This is a genomic window from Ornithinibacillus salinisoli, assembly GCF_042684965.1.
GTDB lineage: Bacteria > Bacillota > Bacilli > Bacillales > Amphibacillaceae > Ornithinibacillus > Ornithinibacillus salinisoli.
This window is the reverse complement of record NZ_JBHUMI010000017.1, coordinates 74,447-91,074: the sequence shown is the minus strand read 5'-3', so window position 1 is coordinate 91,074 and position 16,628 is coordinate 74,447. Positions and strand designations below refer to the sequence as shown.

At 38.5% G+C, this 16,628-nt stretch carries 15 protein-coding genes; 2 read left to right on the top strand and 13 right to left on the bottom strand.

What is annotated here, in order from left to right; genetic code table 11:
- The first annotated feature begins 42 nt into the window (after positions 1-42).
- Positions 43-192, top strand: coding sequence for an anti-repressor SinI family protein (locus ACFSTA_RS14465; protein ID WP_377557482.1), 150 nt, complete (start codon positions 43-45; stop codon positions 190-192).
- Here ACFSTA_RS14465 and ACFSTA_RS14460 read toward each other — a convergent pair.
- The 3 genes from ACFSTA_RS14460 to ACFSTA_RS14450 form a co-directional block, all read right to left on the bottom strand.
- Positions 182-904 (bottom strand): response regulator transcription factor, encoded by a 723-nt coding sequence (locus tag ACFSTA_RS14460; protein WP_377557481.1) that lies wholly within the window; start codon positions 902-904, stop codon positions 182-184. The genes ACFSTA_RS14465 and ACFSTA_RS14460 overlap by 11 nt on opposite strands.
- Before the next feature lie 274 nt (positions 905-1,178).
- Entirely contained in the window at positions 1,179-2,657 is a 1,479-nt protein-coding gene (locus tag ACFSTA_RS14455) for a Na+/H+ antiporter NhaC family protein (protein ID WP_377557480.1), read from the bottom strand.
- 133 nt (positions 2,658-2,790) lie between these two features.
- Positions 2,791-4,962, bottom strand: a complete 2,172-nt coding sequence (locus ACFSTA_RS14450; RefSeq protein WP_377557479.1) for a DNA topoisomerase III — start codon at positions 4,960-4,962, stop codon at positions 2,791-2,793.
- Between the two features lie 142 nt (positions 4,963-5,104).
- On the opposite strand from ACFSTA_RS14450, the gene ytaF reads away from it, so the two are divergent.
- Positions 5,105-5,737: a sporulation membrane protein YtaF gene (gene ytaF / locus ACFSTA_RS14445; RefSeq protein WP_377557478.1), complete on the top strand. Its 633-nt coding sequence runs from the start codon at positions 5,105-5,107 to the stop codon at positions 5,735-5,737.
- A gap of 49 nt (positions 5,738-5,786) precedes the next feature.
- On the opposite strand, the gene ACFSTA_RS14440 is transcribed toward ytaF, so the two are convergent.
- The 10 genes from ACFSTA_RS14440 to hpaI all read right to left on the bottom strand — a co-directional run bounded on the left by ACFSTA_RS14440 (position 5,787) and on the right by hpaI (position 16,495).
- A complete protein-coding gene (locus tag ACFSTA_RS14440) occupies positions 5,787-6,170 on the bottom strand; it encodes a 5-carboxymethyl-2-hydroxymuconate Delta-isomerase (RefSeq protein WP_377557477.1) in 384 nt (127 codons plus the stop codon).
- A gap of 12 nt (positions 6,171-6,182) precedes the next feature.
- Positions 6,183-6,938 (bottom strand): fumarylacetoacetate hydrolase family protein, encoded by a 756-nt coding sequence (locus ACFSTA_RS14435; RefSeq protein ID WP_377557475.1) that lies wholly within the window; start codon positions 6,936-6,938, stop codon positions 6,183-6,185.
- Positions 6,935-7,711: a fumarylacetoacetate hydrolase family protein gene (locus tag ACFSTA_RS14430; protein WP_377557474.1), complete on the bottom strand. Its 777-nt coding sequence runs from the start codon at positions 7,709-7,711 to the stop codon at positions 6,935-6,937. Before ACFSTA_RS14430 ends, ACFSTA_RS14435 begins: the two co-directional genes overlap by 4 nt.
- Before the next feature lie 587 nt (positions 7,712-8,298).
- Positions 8,299-9,516, bottom strand: a complete 1,218-nt coding sequence (locus ACFSTA_RS14425; RefSeq protein WP_377557473.1) for a dihydrolipoamide acetyltransferase family protein — start codon at positions 9,514-9,516, stop codon at positions 8,299-8,301.
- 21 nt (positions 9,517-9,537) lie between these two features.
- Positions 9,538-10,638 carry a Leu/Phe/Val dehydrogenase gene (locus tag ACFSTA_RS14420; RefSeq protein ID WP_377557803.1) on the bottom strand — a complete coding sequence of 367 codons (1,101 nt, stop codon included), beginning with the start codon at positions 10,636-10,638 and terminating at the stop codon, positions 9,538-9,540.
- A 121-nt stretch (positions 10,639-10,759) separates the two neighbouring features.
- The gene (locus tag ACFSTA_RS14415) at positions 10,760-11,236 is read right to left on the bottom strand and encodes a flavin reductase family protein (RefSeq protein WP_377557472.1); all 477 of its coding nucleotides are present in this window, start codon (positions 11,234-11,236) and stop codon (positions 10,760-10,762) included.
- A gap of 181 nt (positions 11,237-11,417) precedes the next feature.
- Complete coding sequence (hpaD, locus tag ACFSTA_RS14410) at positions 11,418-12,401, bottom strand: 3,4-dihydroxyphenylacetate 2,3-dioxygenase (RefSeq protein WP_377557471.1); 984 nt, start codon at positions 12,399-12,401, stop codon at positions 11,418-11,420.
- 179 nt (positions 12,402-12,580) lie between these two features.
- Entirely contained in the window at positions 12,581-14,041 is a 1,461-nt protein-coding gene (hpaB, locus tag ACFSTA_RS14405) for a 4-hydroxyphenylacetate 3-monooxygenase, oxygenase component (RefSeq protein ID WP_377557470.1), read from the bottom strand.
- A gap of 13 nt (positions 14,042-14,054) precedes the next feature.
- On the bottom strand, positions 14,055-15,545 hold the full coding sequence (hpaE, locus tag ACFSTA_RS14400) for a 5-carboxymethyl-2-hydroxymuconate semialdehyde dehydrogenase (protein ID WP_377557469.1): 1,491 nt from the start codon (positions 15,543-15,545) through the stop codon (positions 14,055-14,057).
- Positions 15,546-15,571: 26 nt separating this feature from the next.
- Positions 15,572-16,495, bottom strand: a complete 924-nt coding sequence (gene hpaI / locus ACFSTA_RS14395; RefSeq protein WP_377557467.1) for a 2,4-dihydroxyhept-2-ene-1,7-dioic acid aldolase — start codon at positions 16,493-16,495, stop codon at positions 15,572-15,574.
- Between the last annotated feature and the right edge of the window lie 133 nt (positions 16,496-16,628).

The window sequence follows — 16,628 nt, the reverse complement described above, 5'->3', positions numbered from 1 at the left end:
GATTAGTATGCTTAATCATGTGATGTAAAGGGGGAAAAATCTATGGTTGAAAAACTCGAAAGTAAATTGACAATACAGACGTATGAAAACGTCGATTACGAATGGTTGTCTTTAATCTTAGAAGCGAAAAAACACGGAATAAGTTTGAATGAAATAAGAAATTTTTTAAAAGACCATTCTTCTAATCGATAATTTCTTTAAATTTGTAACCGATTCTACGTATTGTTTGAATATAGGCAGGGTTATCAGGATCTGACTCGATTTTTTTACGTAAATTGCTAATATGAACCATTACTGTTCGATAGTCACCAAGGCTATCTTCTCCCCAGATTAATTCGAATAGTTTCTCGACACTATATACTCGCTCAGGATGTTGAGCTAATAAACGTAGTATTTGATATTCCTTCGCAGCCAGATTAACAACCGATCCATTAACTTTCACGATCGTACTTTCTAAATTAATAGATAACCCCGGAAACTCAATCAATGACTTATGACTTATGGATTCGTCTGCAAATTCCTGATTTCGATCAAAGCTACGATTCCGACGTAAGTGTGCTTTTATTTTTGCGACGATTACAGCAGGGCTAGTAGATTTTGAAATAAAATCATCTCCACCAATTCCTAGCCCTAATATTTTATCTATATCATCCTCTTTGGAGCTTAAAAACAATATTGGTACATCCGTTTTCTTACGAATTAACTGACAAACCTCAAACCCATCCAATCTCGGCATAACGACATCGAGAATAATTAATTCGGGAATCTGTAGATCAAGAACCTCTATCGCCTCCATCCCATCTCTAGCAGTAAGAACGTCATATCCATTTTTCTTTAAATAGAGACTGATTACTTCTTGCATATCTGGGTCATCGTCAACCAATAGAATTCTTTCATTTGCCACTACAATCCCCCCTATTTAAAATTTTTATAATATTACTAATTTATAATACTATTATACTATGAATGATAACCAAATTCTAACAATTAACTGTTTGAATAGCTTAAACGCAGGCGTATCTAAGTGGGATTTCATCATCTTCGCTTAAATATAGGCCTTACAGAGCAAACATGGAGTATGTTATTTCATAAAACAACTTCATTTGCACGAGAAAAAGCCCATTAAAAAGAGAACTCTCTGTAAACAGAAAGTTCTCCTCATTATCTTTATATATTATTTATTCTTTAGGTTCTTCCTTTAACTCTTCCCCATTCTTCCCTTCATATCGTAAGCCCCAGCTTGTTAGTGCTGCAATAAGCATAACAATTACTAAGAACCAACCTTGGAAAACAAAAGGGAATACCTCTGTCGGTTGAACAACAGGTAACCAGGAATATTCCTTTTCTTGCATCATACTAATAGTTGACCAACCTAATAGGACTGGTGCTCCCCATGGGAAAATATATCCTAAAGCAGACGTAACTGCATCAAGCATATTTGCTCTTCGATAGCGATGAATTTTATATTTTTCTCCTAATTCTTTGACAAACGGAGCAGCAGCAATTTCTGCAGCTGTATTTATCGTAATTGCACTATTTAATAAGGCAACAATTCCCCAGATTGCTAGCTCTGCTCGACGAATGGAATTTTTAATCCACTTTATTAAACCTTTCGTGATTGCATCCATCGTACCACCGAGTTTTAAAATATAAGCTGAAGCAACAATTAATAAAATTAATACTGCCATATTGACATAACCAGTTATCCCATCAATTAACGCACCTTCGACAATAGTATCTGAATCTGGATTAAAGCTAATGATTTCACTAAATTTATTAGCATCTAAGAAAACAACCAATACGATTGCCGAACCTATTCCCCAAGTCAATGACGTTAGTAAATGATGACCTCTTAATGCAAGAAATAGGACGATAGCAAATGGAATTAACATTATAAGTCCACCTGGATTCGTCGAATCAATCATTGCATCCATAGCTGCTTGGTCTGTTTGTACTGTATTATTTGCACCACCAAATACAGCAAATAATATGATTGTCGGTACTGCAGCAACAATAGAATATTTAAATCTAGAACGCACTACACCTGGCACATCAGCATCCTGTGTTGTAGCAGAGACAATAGTCGTATCTGATACAGGAGCCAAATTATCACCGAATACAGCACCAGCTAAAATGGCAGCAAATAACATAACTGGATCTGCTCCAACAGCAATCCCTGCTGGAAACATAAGTGTACAAAATGCTACTGTTGTTCCATAGCCTGTCCCAACTGCTGTAGAGAATGTTGCAGCTAATAAAAATGTTAAAGCTACAAATAATCCACCTTCTAAACCTGTTACGGAACCAACCCATACTAATCCTTCAACAAGTCCACCGACTTGAAGTACTTGAGCAAACATCCCAGCATAAAACCAGGCTACCATTGCAATTACACCAATGGGTTGGGCTAGTCCATCAAATAAGCCTTGTGCGTAATCTGCCCATTTACTTTTACAAAATAGTAATCCTAGTGTTAAACCTAATACTGCACCCAATACTAACCCGACTTCAGATGACAACTGTAATACACTAATAGAGATTGCCCACACGACAAAAAATACTAACGGTACAGCTGCTCCAAATGCACCAAGTCGAAATTCTAGTGTTTGTACTTTGCTTTCTCCTGTTGCTCGCTGTAATTCTTCTTTGCTTGACATGACTTTCCCCTCCTATGATGTTCACTATTAAAACTACATTGATTCAGTCTATTGAAAACGCATTCACAGAATAAGCATATCATACAAAACGAAAATTATGAATATATTGTTGTTTATTAGTATGATTCTATCCTCATTTTTTTAATTTTGCTAGGGCATCAGCTAGGGCATTATTCGTAAAGCCATCATCCTGTTTCTTCAAGTATTTATTAACGTCTTTTTTGGATACATTATGTTTCTTTTCCTGTTGTTTTCGTTTATTAAACGTCGTTAATTTTTCACGATGCCCACATTTACAAATGAACATTTGACCTTCACCTTCTCCACGAAGTTCGAGTCGTTTATGACAATTAGGGCAACGAGCATTTGTTTTTTTAGCAATATTTTTCTTATGACCACATGAACGATCCTGACAAACAAGCATACGTCCATTTTTATTGTTTACTTCCAGCATTAATTTTCCACAATCCGGACATTTTGTACCGGTCATATTATCATGCTTAAATTTTGTGTCACTCTCTTTTATTTCTTGAACAACTTCTTTTGTATACTCTTTAATTTCAGTGATAAATTTATTTTTGTTTAGTTTTCCTTCTGCAATTTGGCCAAGCTTTTTCTCCCATTCAGCTGTTAATGCCGGGGAACGTAAGTCTTCTGGAACGAGCCCAAGCAGCTGCTTACCTTTAGAGGTAAGGAATATATGTTTTCCTTTCATCTCCATATAATTACTGTTAAACAGTTTTTCTATAATATCAGCCCGAGTTGCTACTGTTCCAATGCCACCTGTTTTATTTAAAGTGCCAGCTAAGTGCTTCTCATCGGCATTCATAAAGCGTGTTGGGTTTTCCATTACTTGCAATAAAGCACCCTCTGTGAATCGTTCCGGTGGCTTTGTTTCTCCATTACTGAGGTTAACAGTTACCCCAGACAAAACATCTCCTTGATTTACGACAGGGAGTTGTTGGTTTTCAGCTGCATCTTCGTCGTCAAAGCGATTATCGTAAACTTCTTTCCATCCCTGTTTTTTTACAATTTTACCTTTGGCCGTAAATTGTTCGGAACCAATTGCAGCATGTATTACCAATTGCTCATACTCATATGGCTCAGAAAGTACGGCTAAGAAACGTTTTACGACTAAATCATAAATTCTACGCTCTTTATCATTTAAATCTTGTAAAATGACAGGCTGCTCCGTCGGAATAATTGCATGGTGGTCACTCACCTTCGTATTATCAACAACTGACTTTGGTAGTTTTATGTCCCGACGTACTACTTTTCGTGCAACATTTGCATATTGGTCAACGCCACATGCTTTTGCTCGATCTTTTAATGTAGGTACAATATCCGTAGAGATATATCGAGAATCAGTTCTTGGATAGGTTAACACTTTGTGTTGCTCATATAACTTTTGCATGAGGGAAAGCGTTTGTTTCGCTGAGAATCCAAAAATCCGGTTCGCATCACGTTGCAGTTCTGTTAGATCATATAATTGTGGTGCATGCTTTTTCTTCATGTTTTTATCTACTTTACTAATTTTCGCAGGGTTACCCTTTATCTTATTTAACCGCTCTTCTGCTTTGTCCTTTGAAAATAATCTATTATTATTTTTTTCATCATGCCATGTAAACTTTATGCCATTACTCGTTTTTGCTTCCAGACCATAATATTTCTTTGGCTTAAATTCTTGGATTTCTCTTTCTCTTGCAGCAATCATCGCTAATGTTGGGGTTTGTACACGACCACTAGAAAGCTGCGCATTAAATTTCGTTGTTAATGCACGAGTTGCATTTAATCCAACATACCAATCCGCTTCAGAACGAGCAACTGCAGATGCATACAAATTTTCATATTTGCCACCTGGCTTTAATTGATTAAACCCATCACGGATTGCCTTATCGGTAACGGAAGAAATCCATAGACGTTTTATTGGCTTTTTCACACGTGCTTTTTCAATAATCCAGCGAGCAACAAGTTCCCCCTCACGACCAGCATCTGTTGCTATTACGACCTCGTTTACATCCTGGCGATTTAATTGGCTTTTTACGGTACTAAACTGCTTCCCAGTTTTTTTCATAACAACAAGTTTAAGATTTGATGGAAGCATTGGAAGATCCTCTATACGCCACGTTTTATATTTATCGTCATAAACTTCTGGATCTGCTAAAGTCACTAAATGACCTAATGCCCATGTAACAATATATTTTGACCCTTCCATATATCCATTGCCTTTTTTATGACAGTTAAGAACACGGGCAATGTCCCGACCTACAGAAGGTTTTTCTGCTAATACTACTGTTTTACTCATATTTTAATATCCTCTCTTCATTTAAACATCTACCGTTACTTTACCACAGATATCCGTTTTTCGCAGTTGCCCCAACACAAGCACACTTAAACATTTCTATCCATACAATATATTCTAGATATTAGCAAAAGGATATGATGTGATGCTTTTCTATACAGGTTTATTACTTCTAGTCATTGCAGTAAGTTTAGATGGATTTGGTGTTGGCGTTTCCTACGGCATGAGAAAAATACATGTTCCTATGAATGCATTATGTATTATTATGTTTTGTTCAGGGATTGTTGTCTTATCATCTATGTCCCTAGGGAGTTTGTTTAGTTCCTTTATTTCACCAGATATTGCTAACATTATTGGTGGCTCTATCTTAATCACTTTAGGTATATTTTCACTCATTAACACGATACGTTCACAACTACAGAAAGAGAAAATTTCAACAACTTCATCTGAAGAATCAACTAACAAATTACACAGCTTAAAGACCGTACTTGCAACACCTGATAAGGCAGACCTTGATAAATCTGGAACAATATCAGCTAGTGAGGCATTTCTTCTCGGGACCGCCCTAGCTTTGGACGCCTTTGGAGCAGGTATAGGTGCTGCGATTATAGGATATTCCCCATTGCTCACAGCAGTCCTCATCGCATTCATGAGTGGTATATTTGTTCATTACGGTATAAAAATTGGCGTTATTTTATCCAACAGTAGAAGAATGCGACAAATGTCATTCCTACCACCAGCAATACTAATCGCACTTGGTATTCTAAATCTGATATAAAAGAAGATCCTCTTTGTTATGGGTTACAAAGAGGATCTTCTTTTATCCACTACTTATATCGAGCATGTATATTGTTCTTCTTATACGTTGCTTTTTGAAATTCCACGATTTCCATCGATAATGCGAGATAGCGAGTTTCAAATATTTCTGCAAAATGTTCTTGAATTTGGCGAAAGAGTCTATCACATGCCTTTTTTAATATCTCCTCTGATCTTCCTGCACCAATCTTCAATAAAACATGGACAAAAGCATCGTCTTCTCCTGTTCCATCTGCAATAACATAATCTTTCACTTCGATTGCTCGTGAACGAATCCCACCGATAGGAAAAACATCCCCCTCAGCAATCAGCGATTCATTAATCTGTTGTAATAACAACCGAATGTTTCCTTCATCTTTTAGATTGGACGTGTACTCCACGATAATATGTGGCATCGTTTTAGCTCCTTACCTCTGAAATACATGATCGCCTACAATCGTATTTTTAAGTGAACCGATCCCTTCAATTTCCGTAATCACTTCATCACCTTCTGTGACATTTACAGTCCCTTTTGGCGTCCCTGTTAAAATAACATCATTCTCCTGTAGGGTCATAAAACTACTTAAATACGAAATTAAATAGGCAATATCAAATACCATATCCTTTGTGGAACCTTCCTGCTTTAAATCCCCATTGACATAGGTTCGTAAATAGAGATTCATTGGGTTCGGAATATCCTCTTTATCTACTACGTATGGGCCAATTGGTGTTAACGTATCACGATTTTTAACCGCTAGATTAGGACGATAATAGTTTTCTAAATAATCCCTTATCGCGTAATCGTTCGCTATCGTATATCCAGAAACATATTCATAGGCATCTGCTTGACTAACATGACGTGCTGTTTTGCCAATAACGACTGCCAATTCACATTCATAGTGCATCATTCCTACCCCAGCTGGTCGCCGTGTTTGACCTTCATGCCCAATTAACGTATTTGGACCCTTGATAAATACAAGTGGTTCATCTGGGGCTTTAAAGCTAATTTCACTAGCATGATCGGCATAGTTCAGTCCTAAAGCAAAAATTGTTCCTGCCTCAATAGGTGGTAACCACACTACTTCATTCGATTGTACTATTCTCCCATCACGAAGGTGTAATTTACCGTCCAAATCGAATACCTCATGTATTCCCCCATAACAAGCAATACGAGCATGTTTCATATCTGACCACCCCCGTCCTCTTGGACAAACGTATTCTCTAAGCGACCTACATTATCAATTTCAATCCGTATCGTATCACCTGGAAATGCGGTTGGCGGATTATGTGGAACACCTACAAGTAACATATCCCCTTTATAAAGTGTCATGAATTCCGTTACATCTGTTAATAGTTTAGAAATGGGACGTACCAAGTCATTTAAATTTTGCACTTGTACTAACTCATCATTTTTAAACGTCCAAACCATGAGCTGTTCTGGATTAGGTACTTCGCTACAATCCATAATCCATGGTCCAACCGGACAAGATCCATCACGGACTTTATTTTTAATGTTTGGGCGATAAAAATCATTGTGGGCTATCGTCACATCATTCACAACCGTATACCCTAACACATAATCAAGAGCTTCTTCCTCTGATATGTTCGTAGCATTTTTACCGATAACAATACCCAGTGTTGCGTTAACTTGAACTTCATTTACTTCAGCAGGAATTTCTACTTGATTCAAATGTGTGTTAATGGTGTTTCTTGGTTTCACATACAATATCGGTCTATTAGGTTCAGCTTGATACGGTTTTTCATGAAACTTATTTTTCATGGCATCCAGTTGTTCTCTAAAATTAAATATTGTTCCGTATATAGCTCCAGTAACAGGTGATTGCCATGAAATGGTTTCATCTGGGTATCGTTTTCCATTCCAAATTATATGTGAATCATCAACAATTATTTCTTCAAGGTTAACTGATCCATTTATCCTTGCTTTCGCACGATACATATAGTCACCCCTAATTTAATTTGACTGTTTTCTAAAAGATTGTAGCTTTTTCCAAGAAATGAATCTTCATTCGTAGTTGATGGAAAATGTGCAGTAACATATCAAAAATAACTCAGACTACAAATTGTGTATTAACATAACGCTCGCAACACCGCTTCGGAAATACACTTCGCTTTCCGCGGGCGGCTGGTGAGCCTCCTCGTGCTGGCGCACTGTGGGGTCTCACCTATGCCTTTCCTCCCGCAGGACATGGAACGCTACGTCAGCAACACATCGCACGCAGAAAAAGTGCTTTTCTTTTTCAAGGAGTCTTCGTGTATTTCCTACGCTAGTGAAGTAGTAACACTTTTCTTTAAACAAGAAGTCACCATCAGCGGAGGCAGAATACGAAGACTCCTGTGGGAACAGCACGTGTCCGAAGACCCCGGAAGAAGTGGTTTTCTTCTGAGGAGGCTGAGGCCGTGCCCACGGAAAGCGAAGTATTCTGCCGGAGCGGTTTTGTGGCACACTATTGAATTAGACTGTGAAAGTAAATCTCAAAAGTTATGACGCAGTCTATACAAATTTTGCAATAAACTATGCGAAGTTTAAACCAATTCCAGCAATAAATGATATGGTCTCTCCATTAACTGGTTGAAACGATTCGTAAATTGAACCGCATTCGCACCATCTGTTACACGGTGGTCAAAGGATAGTGACATATTCATAATCGACCGTACAGCAATTTCATCATTTTCCAGGACAACGGGTGTTTTTTTCGTTTTATGAAACGCAATAATACTTGTTTGCGGATAATTGATGATTGGCGTAGCAGCCGTGCTTCCTAAAGGACCAACATTACTAATTGTAAATGTTCCACCACGCATATCTTGAGCAGTCAGCTTTCCTGCTTGTGCCTTTTCCGTTAATGCTTTCATCTCATCGTGAATCTCTCGTATGGTTTTTTTATCCACATCTCGTAGCACTGGCACGAGTAATCCGTTATTTGTATTCGTTGCTAGCCCAATATGGTAGTTTTTATGTAAGCGTATAACATCATTTTCTTCATCCAATTGAGCATTGAAAACTGGAAATTCTTTCAACGTAATTGCAATCGCTTTTAAGAAAAAGGCAACAACTGATATATTTTCACCGGCTTCTTTTAACTCACTACGTATTTCAAGTAAATTTGTTAAATCTGCTTCATCAAAATGTGTTACATGAGGAATTGTCATTAATGATTGTGTCATCTTTTGCGCAATTTGCTTTCGAATTCCGGTAAACGGAATCGTATCCGACTCTGTAGAAGTACGTGCTTGTGAAGAAGTTATGTTTTCTTCCGGTTGTATCATATCTTCTTGTTGTTCACGTATAAAACGAAAGATATCATCATCCAATACTCTTCCAGCTGGACCAGAGCCTTGAACTTTCTCTATATCTACATCATTTTCTCGCGCAATTCTTCTCGTGTGTGGCGCTGCTATGATCCGCTTCGGGGGGCTTTTTCTCTCCTTTTGTTTCGGTATATTTTGCTTTTCAGGTGCAGAGAGTGCCGCTGATACCTCTCGCTTGGAATTGATAGATTCTTCCTTGCCATCATCGATCTCCAAAATAGCCGTACCAATCGTGACGGTTGTACCAATATCATGATGAATTGCTTTAACCTTTCCAGTCGTGGGTGAGGGAATCTCTGCTACCATTTTATCTGTTTGCATTTCCACTAGAGGTTGATCAACAGATACCGTATCACCTACTTTTACAAAAAAGTTGATAATCTCCCCTTCATTCATTCCCTCACCAATATCATGAAATTTTACTTCTACCATACCACTTCACCTCCAAAAAAATTATTCTTTAATTTCCCATTTTGGACTTCTTGTTCGCGTGAAGAAATTATTTCTACTGCGCTGCTGTTCTAAACGTTTTTGACATTTGCGATTTGCAGCTTCTAATGTTGTTATTACATCAAGATTTGCTTGTTCATATATTTCCAGCAACGATTGATAGATTGCCTTTGTTTTTAATAGCACTCGTTCTTTATTCGGACCATATAATTCATCAGCAACTTGAATTAATCCACCAGCATTAACAATATAGTCTGGAGCGTACAAAATTCCTTTATCATGTAACGCTTTTGCATGACTATTGTCGTGTAACTGGTTATTTGCGGAACCGACAACAGCTTTTACTTGTAACTGAGCAATAGATTGATCATTGAGTACACTTCCCATTGCACATGGGACAAAAACATCTGCATCTACTTGATAGATTTCATTACTTTTTACGGTGGTAATTGATCCCCCTAACGCTTCCGCTGTTTCTTGTATACTTACCATTACATCCTCGTGGATATCCGTAACAATGACTTTTGCACCAGCATGTAATAATTGCTCGGTTACTTTATATCCAACTTTTCCAAGACCTTGAATGGCATAAGTTCGTCCTGCTAAACTATCACTTCCAAATATGAATTTATTAGTAGCCTTTAATCCATATATAACACCTTGAGCAGTTGGAATGGAAGAGTCACCACTACCTCCGAAAGCTTCAGGAATGCCATTTATAAAATTCGTTTCCTTTGATGCTTGCACAAAATCATCCATCGTTGTTCCCATATCTGTTCCTGTATAAAATCTACCATTTAATGAATCTACAAATTGCCCAAACGCACGAAACATAGCAGCAGATTTATCCTTATTCGGATCACCTATGATAACCGCCTTTCCTCCACCAAAATCAATATCGGCAGCAGCACATTTATAGGTCATACCTTCAGATAAGCGTAGTACATCATCTAATGCATCATCCACAGAAGCATATGGGTACATTCTTGTTCCACCAAGTGCAGGTCCAAGCGTTGTATTATGAATAGCTATAATCGCTTGCAAACCAGTAGCGGAGTCATTACAAAATACAACCTGTTCATGGCTAGCAATCTTTTGAAACATGTCCTGTTCTACTTGTGAATTGTTTATAAGCTGTTGGTTCACGAGAATCCCTCCATTTCAAAACAACTAATTGTTGCGCTAGAATTTCCATACTTAGAGATTCTAGCGCAATGGTCATACGTTATTTTACTTCTGCACAATCACTTATTTGACGATATTTTCCTTCATAAAATGCCAATGGATCACCTTTTGTCGTATGAATATCTGTGACCTTGCCAATATAAAGTGTATGATCACCTGCAATGACAGAATCGTAGACTTCACATGTTAAGCTTGCAAGAGAGCCCTCAATGGTTGGCATATCATTGAACCATTTAAAATTGACTTCTTTTAGTTCCTTATTTTGTCCTGCAAAATAAGCAGACATATCCTTTTGGTCTTCATTTAAAATACTGACAGCAAACTTCCCAGATTTATTGATAAAGTCTAGCATGGTAGCATTCTCATCAATAGATATTAAGACAAGTTTCGGATTTAAAGAAACAGACATAAATGCATTTGCAGTCATTCCGTGGATGTCCTCACCATGCTGAGTAGTTACAACCGTAACCCCTGTCGCAAACTTCCCCATTGCTGTTCGAAATGTTTGATCATCCATGTAGAAACCTCCTATGCCAGTGAAACTTCATTCAGTGGTTCATGTTATTCCACTGAATGTTAGCCCCCTAAAGAGCCATTGAACAGATCGGACATTTACGGGCAGTTGGTACACAAACATCTCCCGCATCTCCAATTTTACTTACCGCCCGTTACCTACCGGGGAAAAGCATTCATTATATCTATATGACGAAAGTTGGCTTATGCTGCTTTAATTTGCCTGGTTTTTGAATAACTTCTTCACCCGAAAAGATATCTAAAACTACTGAAGCCTCATTAAACCAGCTGTCAGGTGCAGCATGCCCCCAAAATGTTTGACGCATCGGATCATTGATATCCCAACGAATCGGTTTAAAGTCAGGATCACTGGTCAAATAATCTCCACTATAGAGCTCGATCCGATGACCATCCGGATCACGCAAGTATAAGAAGAACGCATTGGATAATCCATGACGCCCTGGCCCACGTTCAATTGCTTCCCCATACCCCATTGATGCAAGTACATCACACGTATGAATAAGCGATAACTGATCAGGTAACCAAAACCCAATATGATGTAGCCTAGGTCCAAATCCATTCATAAACGCCACATCATGTACATTTTGTTTACGATGTAACCAGGCAGCCCAAATATCACCTTCAGGAGTATCCGTATATTCCGAACAAGCAAAACCTAAGTTTTTTTGATAAAAATCATATGCTGCCTCCACGTCGGGTACCCCACAATTAAAATGATCGATCCGTTGCATTCGAGAACCTCTATAAAGATCATAGCGTTGTAATAAACGTTCTACTGGATCCATTTCTGCAAAGAATTCCAGTGGTAAACCCGAATTATCATTTACTCTTAGTGCTCTCCCGACAGCATGCTGTTTCCCTTTTTCCAGCCACTTTGTTGGATATCCTTTCTCTTCAAAAAGCCGTGATAATGCTTCTAGATCTTGATTTGATGAAACTTTATATCCTAACGCTTCAACAGCTGGCGTATCCGCTTTTTTTAATACGAGACTGTGATGGGTGTGTTCTTCAAGACCGCGGAGGTATATATGATCATCATCTGATTCTGTTTCAATAAAACCAAGAGCATCGATGTAAAACTTGCGGGAGGCTTCTAAATCCTTTACATGTAAAATTGCTCTTGCACAGCGGATGATATTAAAATCCATTGCCTACTTCCCCCTTTATTTTGAAATGACGAGTCGCTCTGTTTTCGGATGTGTTGATCGACTTTCTAGGTGTGTCGCTCAACTTTCTAGGTGTGTCGCTCGACTTTTTGGGTGTGTCGCTCGACTTTCCCGGTACGTCGCTCAACTCTATGGGTGTGACGTTCTGACTTGTTTGATAGTTAAATTTTCACTCCACTAGACTTCTTCAAAAAGCTGTCCACGTAGTCTTTATAAACGTCCTTATCATAGTTATCAAAATACGTCATGCCCATTTTTACTGGGTCACCAAAGAAGTAATATTCATAGTGTGTTTGGCGACTACCGAACGCACTCATCGTCATATCCCATGCGAGACGGAATAATTGCACACGCTCATAGCCTTCTAGATTTTTACCTTGTAGCCCGCGATGAATGAGAGGACCAATCTCATCATGATTGAAATCATCCTGTGTAGGAATCCCCATTAAGCCTGATGCTCCAATAATACGAATGATTTCAGTTAATTTCGGATAAATACGTGGATACCAGTTTCGTGCTGCATCTAATGCAGCGTAATCAGGTGTCATTGTTCCAGAGTTATCGAGTTTGGCATTGTGCTCTGCACGATACAAATGTGAACGCATCGCTTCAAGTGTAAGCATGATCTCCGTACCTTTGTCTTTTACATGCTGGAATTGGTCAATACCGATAGCGTCCATGATGCTTAACGCAACTCCTAGAACAAACTCGGTTTTTACGATATTCTTGGAAACTACCTGGTGTGACATATGTACGACCGCATTCGTTTCAAGAAATGTACGGTTACATACGGATGAATTACCACATACAAATACTCGCTCCCATGGTACAAATACGTTTTCGAACGATACGATGGCATCGCCCTCCTCAAAACGCGCACTTAGTGGGTGATCCCAATCATTTTTACCGTAATCAAAGGATTCGCGACTTATATATTTTAGTCCTGGCGTGTTATTCGGAATAGCAAATGCAAGTGAATACGGATCATCCAGCTCCCCAGCTTTTTTAACTGTTGAAGGGAAAACTAGTATTTCATCTGTAATACCGCCTTGTGTTGCCAGCAGTCGTATACCATCCACGATAATTCCGTCTTCTCGTTCTTCGACTAGATGTAAAGCAACATTTGCATCCTTTTGCTGATGTTGCATTTTTGCTCGATTAACTTGTGGATGAATTAATGTATGGGTTAAGCTAATATCATTCTCCCTAGCATATTCATAATAGTTACGTGCATTTTCTGCAAATCTAGGATCTCCTTCAGCAAACAGACTATTATTGACCCCCATAGCCATTACTTCCGCATTCAAATAATCAGGAGATCGCCCCATCATGCCCCCAGAAGTGCGTGCCCATTCTGTAATTGCTTCTCTCCGTGCAATAAGATCTTCAACCGTTTTCGGCTGTAAAAATGTCATCCCAACTTTATTTCCAGTAGTTGGTGAAGTATAAAGCATTTTATCTTGTTTTTCATATTGTAAGTCATATAAATTTGCCATCGATTTAATAACATTTTTGAAGGCAGGATGTTCTGTGACGTCCTCCACTCTTTCTCCGTGAATATAGACATTGTTTTTTGCATCTTTTAATCTACTTATATATTCTTTTCCTTTTTTTGCTGGCATCGTATTTCCCTCCTTATTTTTTCTTGCCAAACTGCGGTATATGGTGATCACCAATTGCTACATGAATCGCTTTTGGTTCCGTATAAAATTCAAATATCGCAAAATGTCCACCTTCACGGCCAATACCACTAGCTTTCATGCCACCGAATGGAATTCGTAAATCACGAACATTTTGTGAGTTCACCCAAAGCATTCCAGAATCAATTGCTTGGGCGACGCGATGACCTCGTTTGATATCATTTGTCCAAACATACCCTGCAAGGCCATAGTCCACATCATTAGCCATTTGTACAACTTCTTCTTCGGTTTCAAATTCAATAACCGTCATAACAGGTCCAAATATTTCATCCTGACAAACCCTCATATCATTTTTGGCGTTTAATAAAAGGGTAGGTGGCACAAAATTTCCTGTCTGCACTTCCGCTGGCACAGTACCTTGAATGACTTCACAGCCCTCTTCTTTCGCCAACTGAATATAACCAGTTACCTTTTGATAATGCCCTTGATCAATTAACGGACCAAGCTCTGTCGCATCATCCATTGGGTCTCCAATTGCAATATTTCGAACACGCTCTTTTAAAGCTGCAACAAACTTATCTTTTATGTCTTTATGCAAAAACACTCGGGAATTTGCGGTACATCTCTCCCCATTAAAGGAGAATATCCCCCATACTGCAGCATCTAATGCTTTTTCAATATCGGCATCATCAAATACGATAAGGGGTGACTTCCCACCAAGTTCCATCGATGTTTTTTTCAAGGAATCGGCACTGTTTTTAATGATTCGCTTACCAGTCGTTGTTTCCCCAGTAAAGGAAATAGCTTCAACATTTGAGTGTTTCACGAGAGCCTCGCCAGCTGTTTCACCAAATCCGTGTACAACATTGAAAACTCCTTTAGGCAACTCTGCTTTATGAATTATCTTTGCTAATATATTCGCTGATAATGGTGATAGCTCGGCTGGCTTTAATACGACCGTATTCCCAGTAGCTAGTGCAGGAGCAACCTTCCAAGTTAATAGCATAAATGGCGCATTCCATGGTGTAATGAGACCTACAACTCCTAGAGGTTGATAGATGGTATAATTCATAAATTCATCATCAACTTGGTAGGCGTCCCCATGCATTCTTGCTTGCACCATCCTGGTGTAGAAACGAAAATTTTCTGCTCCACGCGCTGCCATCTTTCTTGTTTGACTGATTGGTAATCCAGAATCTAGAGATTCTAAATGCGCAATTTCTTCCGCTTCTTCTTCGATAAGATCGGCAATTTTTTCAATGTACTTCATCCGTTCTTTTAGCTTCATTGTTCCCCATGGACCATTTCGAAAAGCTTTGTCAGCAGCTGTTACGGCTTTTTCGATATCTTGCCCAGTACCTTTGGCAACAGAGTTCGTTACTTTATTTGTAAATGGGTTTTTATTTTCAAATTGTTCGCTGTCACTAGCGTCTACAAACTCTCCATTGATGTAGAGCTGTACATTTTCAACTTGTTTATGTTCCATTTATAAGATCACCCTTTTATATGAATCTAGTTTGTTTTAACATCCTCTTGAATCAATTGGTAAGATAATAATGTTTCCCGAATTTCTGCCTGAATTTGCTCCGATGGGACATCTAATGGCTTTCTTAAAATAGGTTGTACTTTCCCCATCATTCCTAATGCAGCTTTTGCTGGTGCAGGATTCGTATCACGAAATAGGACATCATTTAAAGGCATTAATTCATAATGCAAGTCCTGTGCCCCTTTCACATCTCCCGCTTCCCACTTATTGAAGATTTCCGCTACCTCTCTCGGTGCCACATTCGCCGTTGCACTAATATGTCCAGCACCACCGATAGCGAGCATTGGATAACATAATACTTCAATTCCGGAATAAAGATTGAAATCTCGACCACATTTTAATAACACTTTATTCACATGTTCAAAATCTTTATTAGATTCCTTCACTCCAATAATGTTTGGACAATCTTCCGCTAACCTCGCAATTGTAACCGCTTCCAAATTTATTGCAGTACGACCAGGAATGTTATATAAAATGATTGGAATATCAACGGAATCCGCTATTGCTTTAAAATGTTTGTATAATGCGTGTTGGTTTGGTTTGTTGTAGTAAGGGACGATGACCATCGCTCCGTCTGCCCCCATTTCTTGTGCAGCTTTCGTCATGCGGAGTGTTTCTTGGTGGTTTGTTGATCCTGTACCAGGAAGAAAAGGAACTCTTCCATCTACTGTTTTACATGCAGTTTCCATCACTTCTATTCGTTCCTCTATTGTCATGGAGCTAGGTTCTCCAGAGGTACCAGTAACGGAAATGCCATGACTTCCATTCGCTATTTGCCAATTTATTAATTCCTTAAATTTTGCAAAGTCAATACTTTCATCCTCGTTAAATGGTGTAATCACTGGAGCTATTGAACCTCGAAACCGCTTTTTCGCTTCTTCAAAAGCCATTATATCCCCTCCAACTTATTCCTACTAATTGAATAACTATAAATTTTCTGAACAATTAAATCGTATATGATTTCACATACAATGTCAACAGGTAAAAATCCCTATCCTGTTTGAATAGAAAAAGAACCAGATA

Bases quoted from the DNA above. Each gene is read 5' to 3' on its own strand.
- ACFSTA_RS14465 (WP_377557482.1), top strand. From the start codon at position 43: ATGGTTGAAAAACTCGAAAGTAAATTGACAATACAGACGTATGAAAAC.
- ACFSTA_RS14455 (WP_377557480.1), bottom strand. From the start codon at position 2,657: ATGTCAAGCAAAGAAGAATTACAGCGAGCAACAGGAGAAAGCAAAGTA.
- ACFSTA_RS14450 (WP_377557479.1), bottom strand. From the start codon at position 4,962: ATGAGTAAAACAGTAGTATTAGCAGAAAAACCTTCTGTAGGTCGGGAC.
- ytaF (WP_377557478.1), top strand. From the start codon at position 5,105: ATGCTTTTCTATACAGGTTTATTACTTCTAGTCATTGCAGTAAGTTTA.
- ACFSTA_RS14440 (WP_377557477.1), bottom strand. From the start codon at position 6,170: ATGCCACATATTATCGTGGAGTACACGTCCAATCTAAAAGATGAAGGA.
- ACFSTA_RS14435 (WP_377557475.1), bottom strand. From the start codon at position 6,938: ATGAAACATGCTCGTATTGCTTGTTATGGGGGAATACATGAGGTATTC.
- ACFSTA_RS14430 (WP_377557474.1), bottom strand. From the start codon at position 7,711: ATGTATCGTGCGAAAGCAAGGATAAATGGATCAGTTAACCTTGAAGAA.
- ACFSTA_RS14425 (WP_377557473.1), bottom strand. From the start codon at position 9,516: ATGGTAGAAGTAAAATTTCATGATATTGGTGAGGGAATGAATGAAGGG.
- ACFSTA_RS14420 (WP_377557803.1), bottom strand. From the start codon at position 10,638: ATGTTTCAAAAGATTGCTAGCCATGAACAGGTTGTATTTTGTAATGAC.
- ACFSTA_RS14415 (WP_377557472.1), bottom strand. From the start codon at position 11,236: ATGGATGATCAAACATTTCGAACAGCAATGGGGAAGTTTGCGACAGGG.
- hpaD (WP_377557471.1), bottom strand. From the start codon at position 12,401: ATGGATTTTAATATCATCCGCTGTGCAAGAGCAATTTTACATGTAAAG.
- hpaB (WP_377557470.1), bottom strand. From the start codon at position 14,041: ATGCCAGCAAAAAAAGGAAAAGAATATATAAGTAGATTAAAAGATGCA.
- hpaE (WP_377557469.1), bottom strand. From the start codon at position 15,545: ATGGAACATAAACAAGTTGAAAATGTACAGCTCTACATCAATGGAGAG.
- hpaI (WP_377557467.1), bottom strand. From the start codon at position 16,495: ATGGCTTTTGAAGAAGCGAAAAAGCGGTTTCGAGGTTCAATAGCTCCA.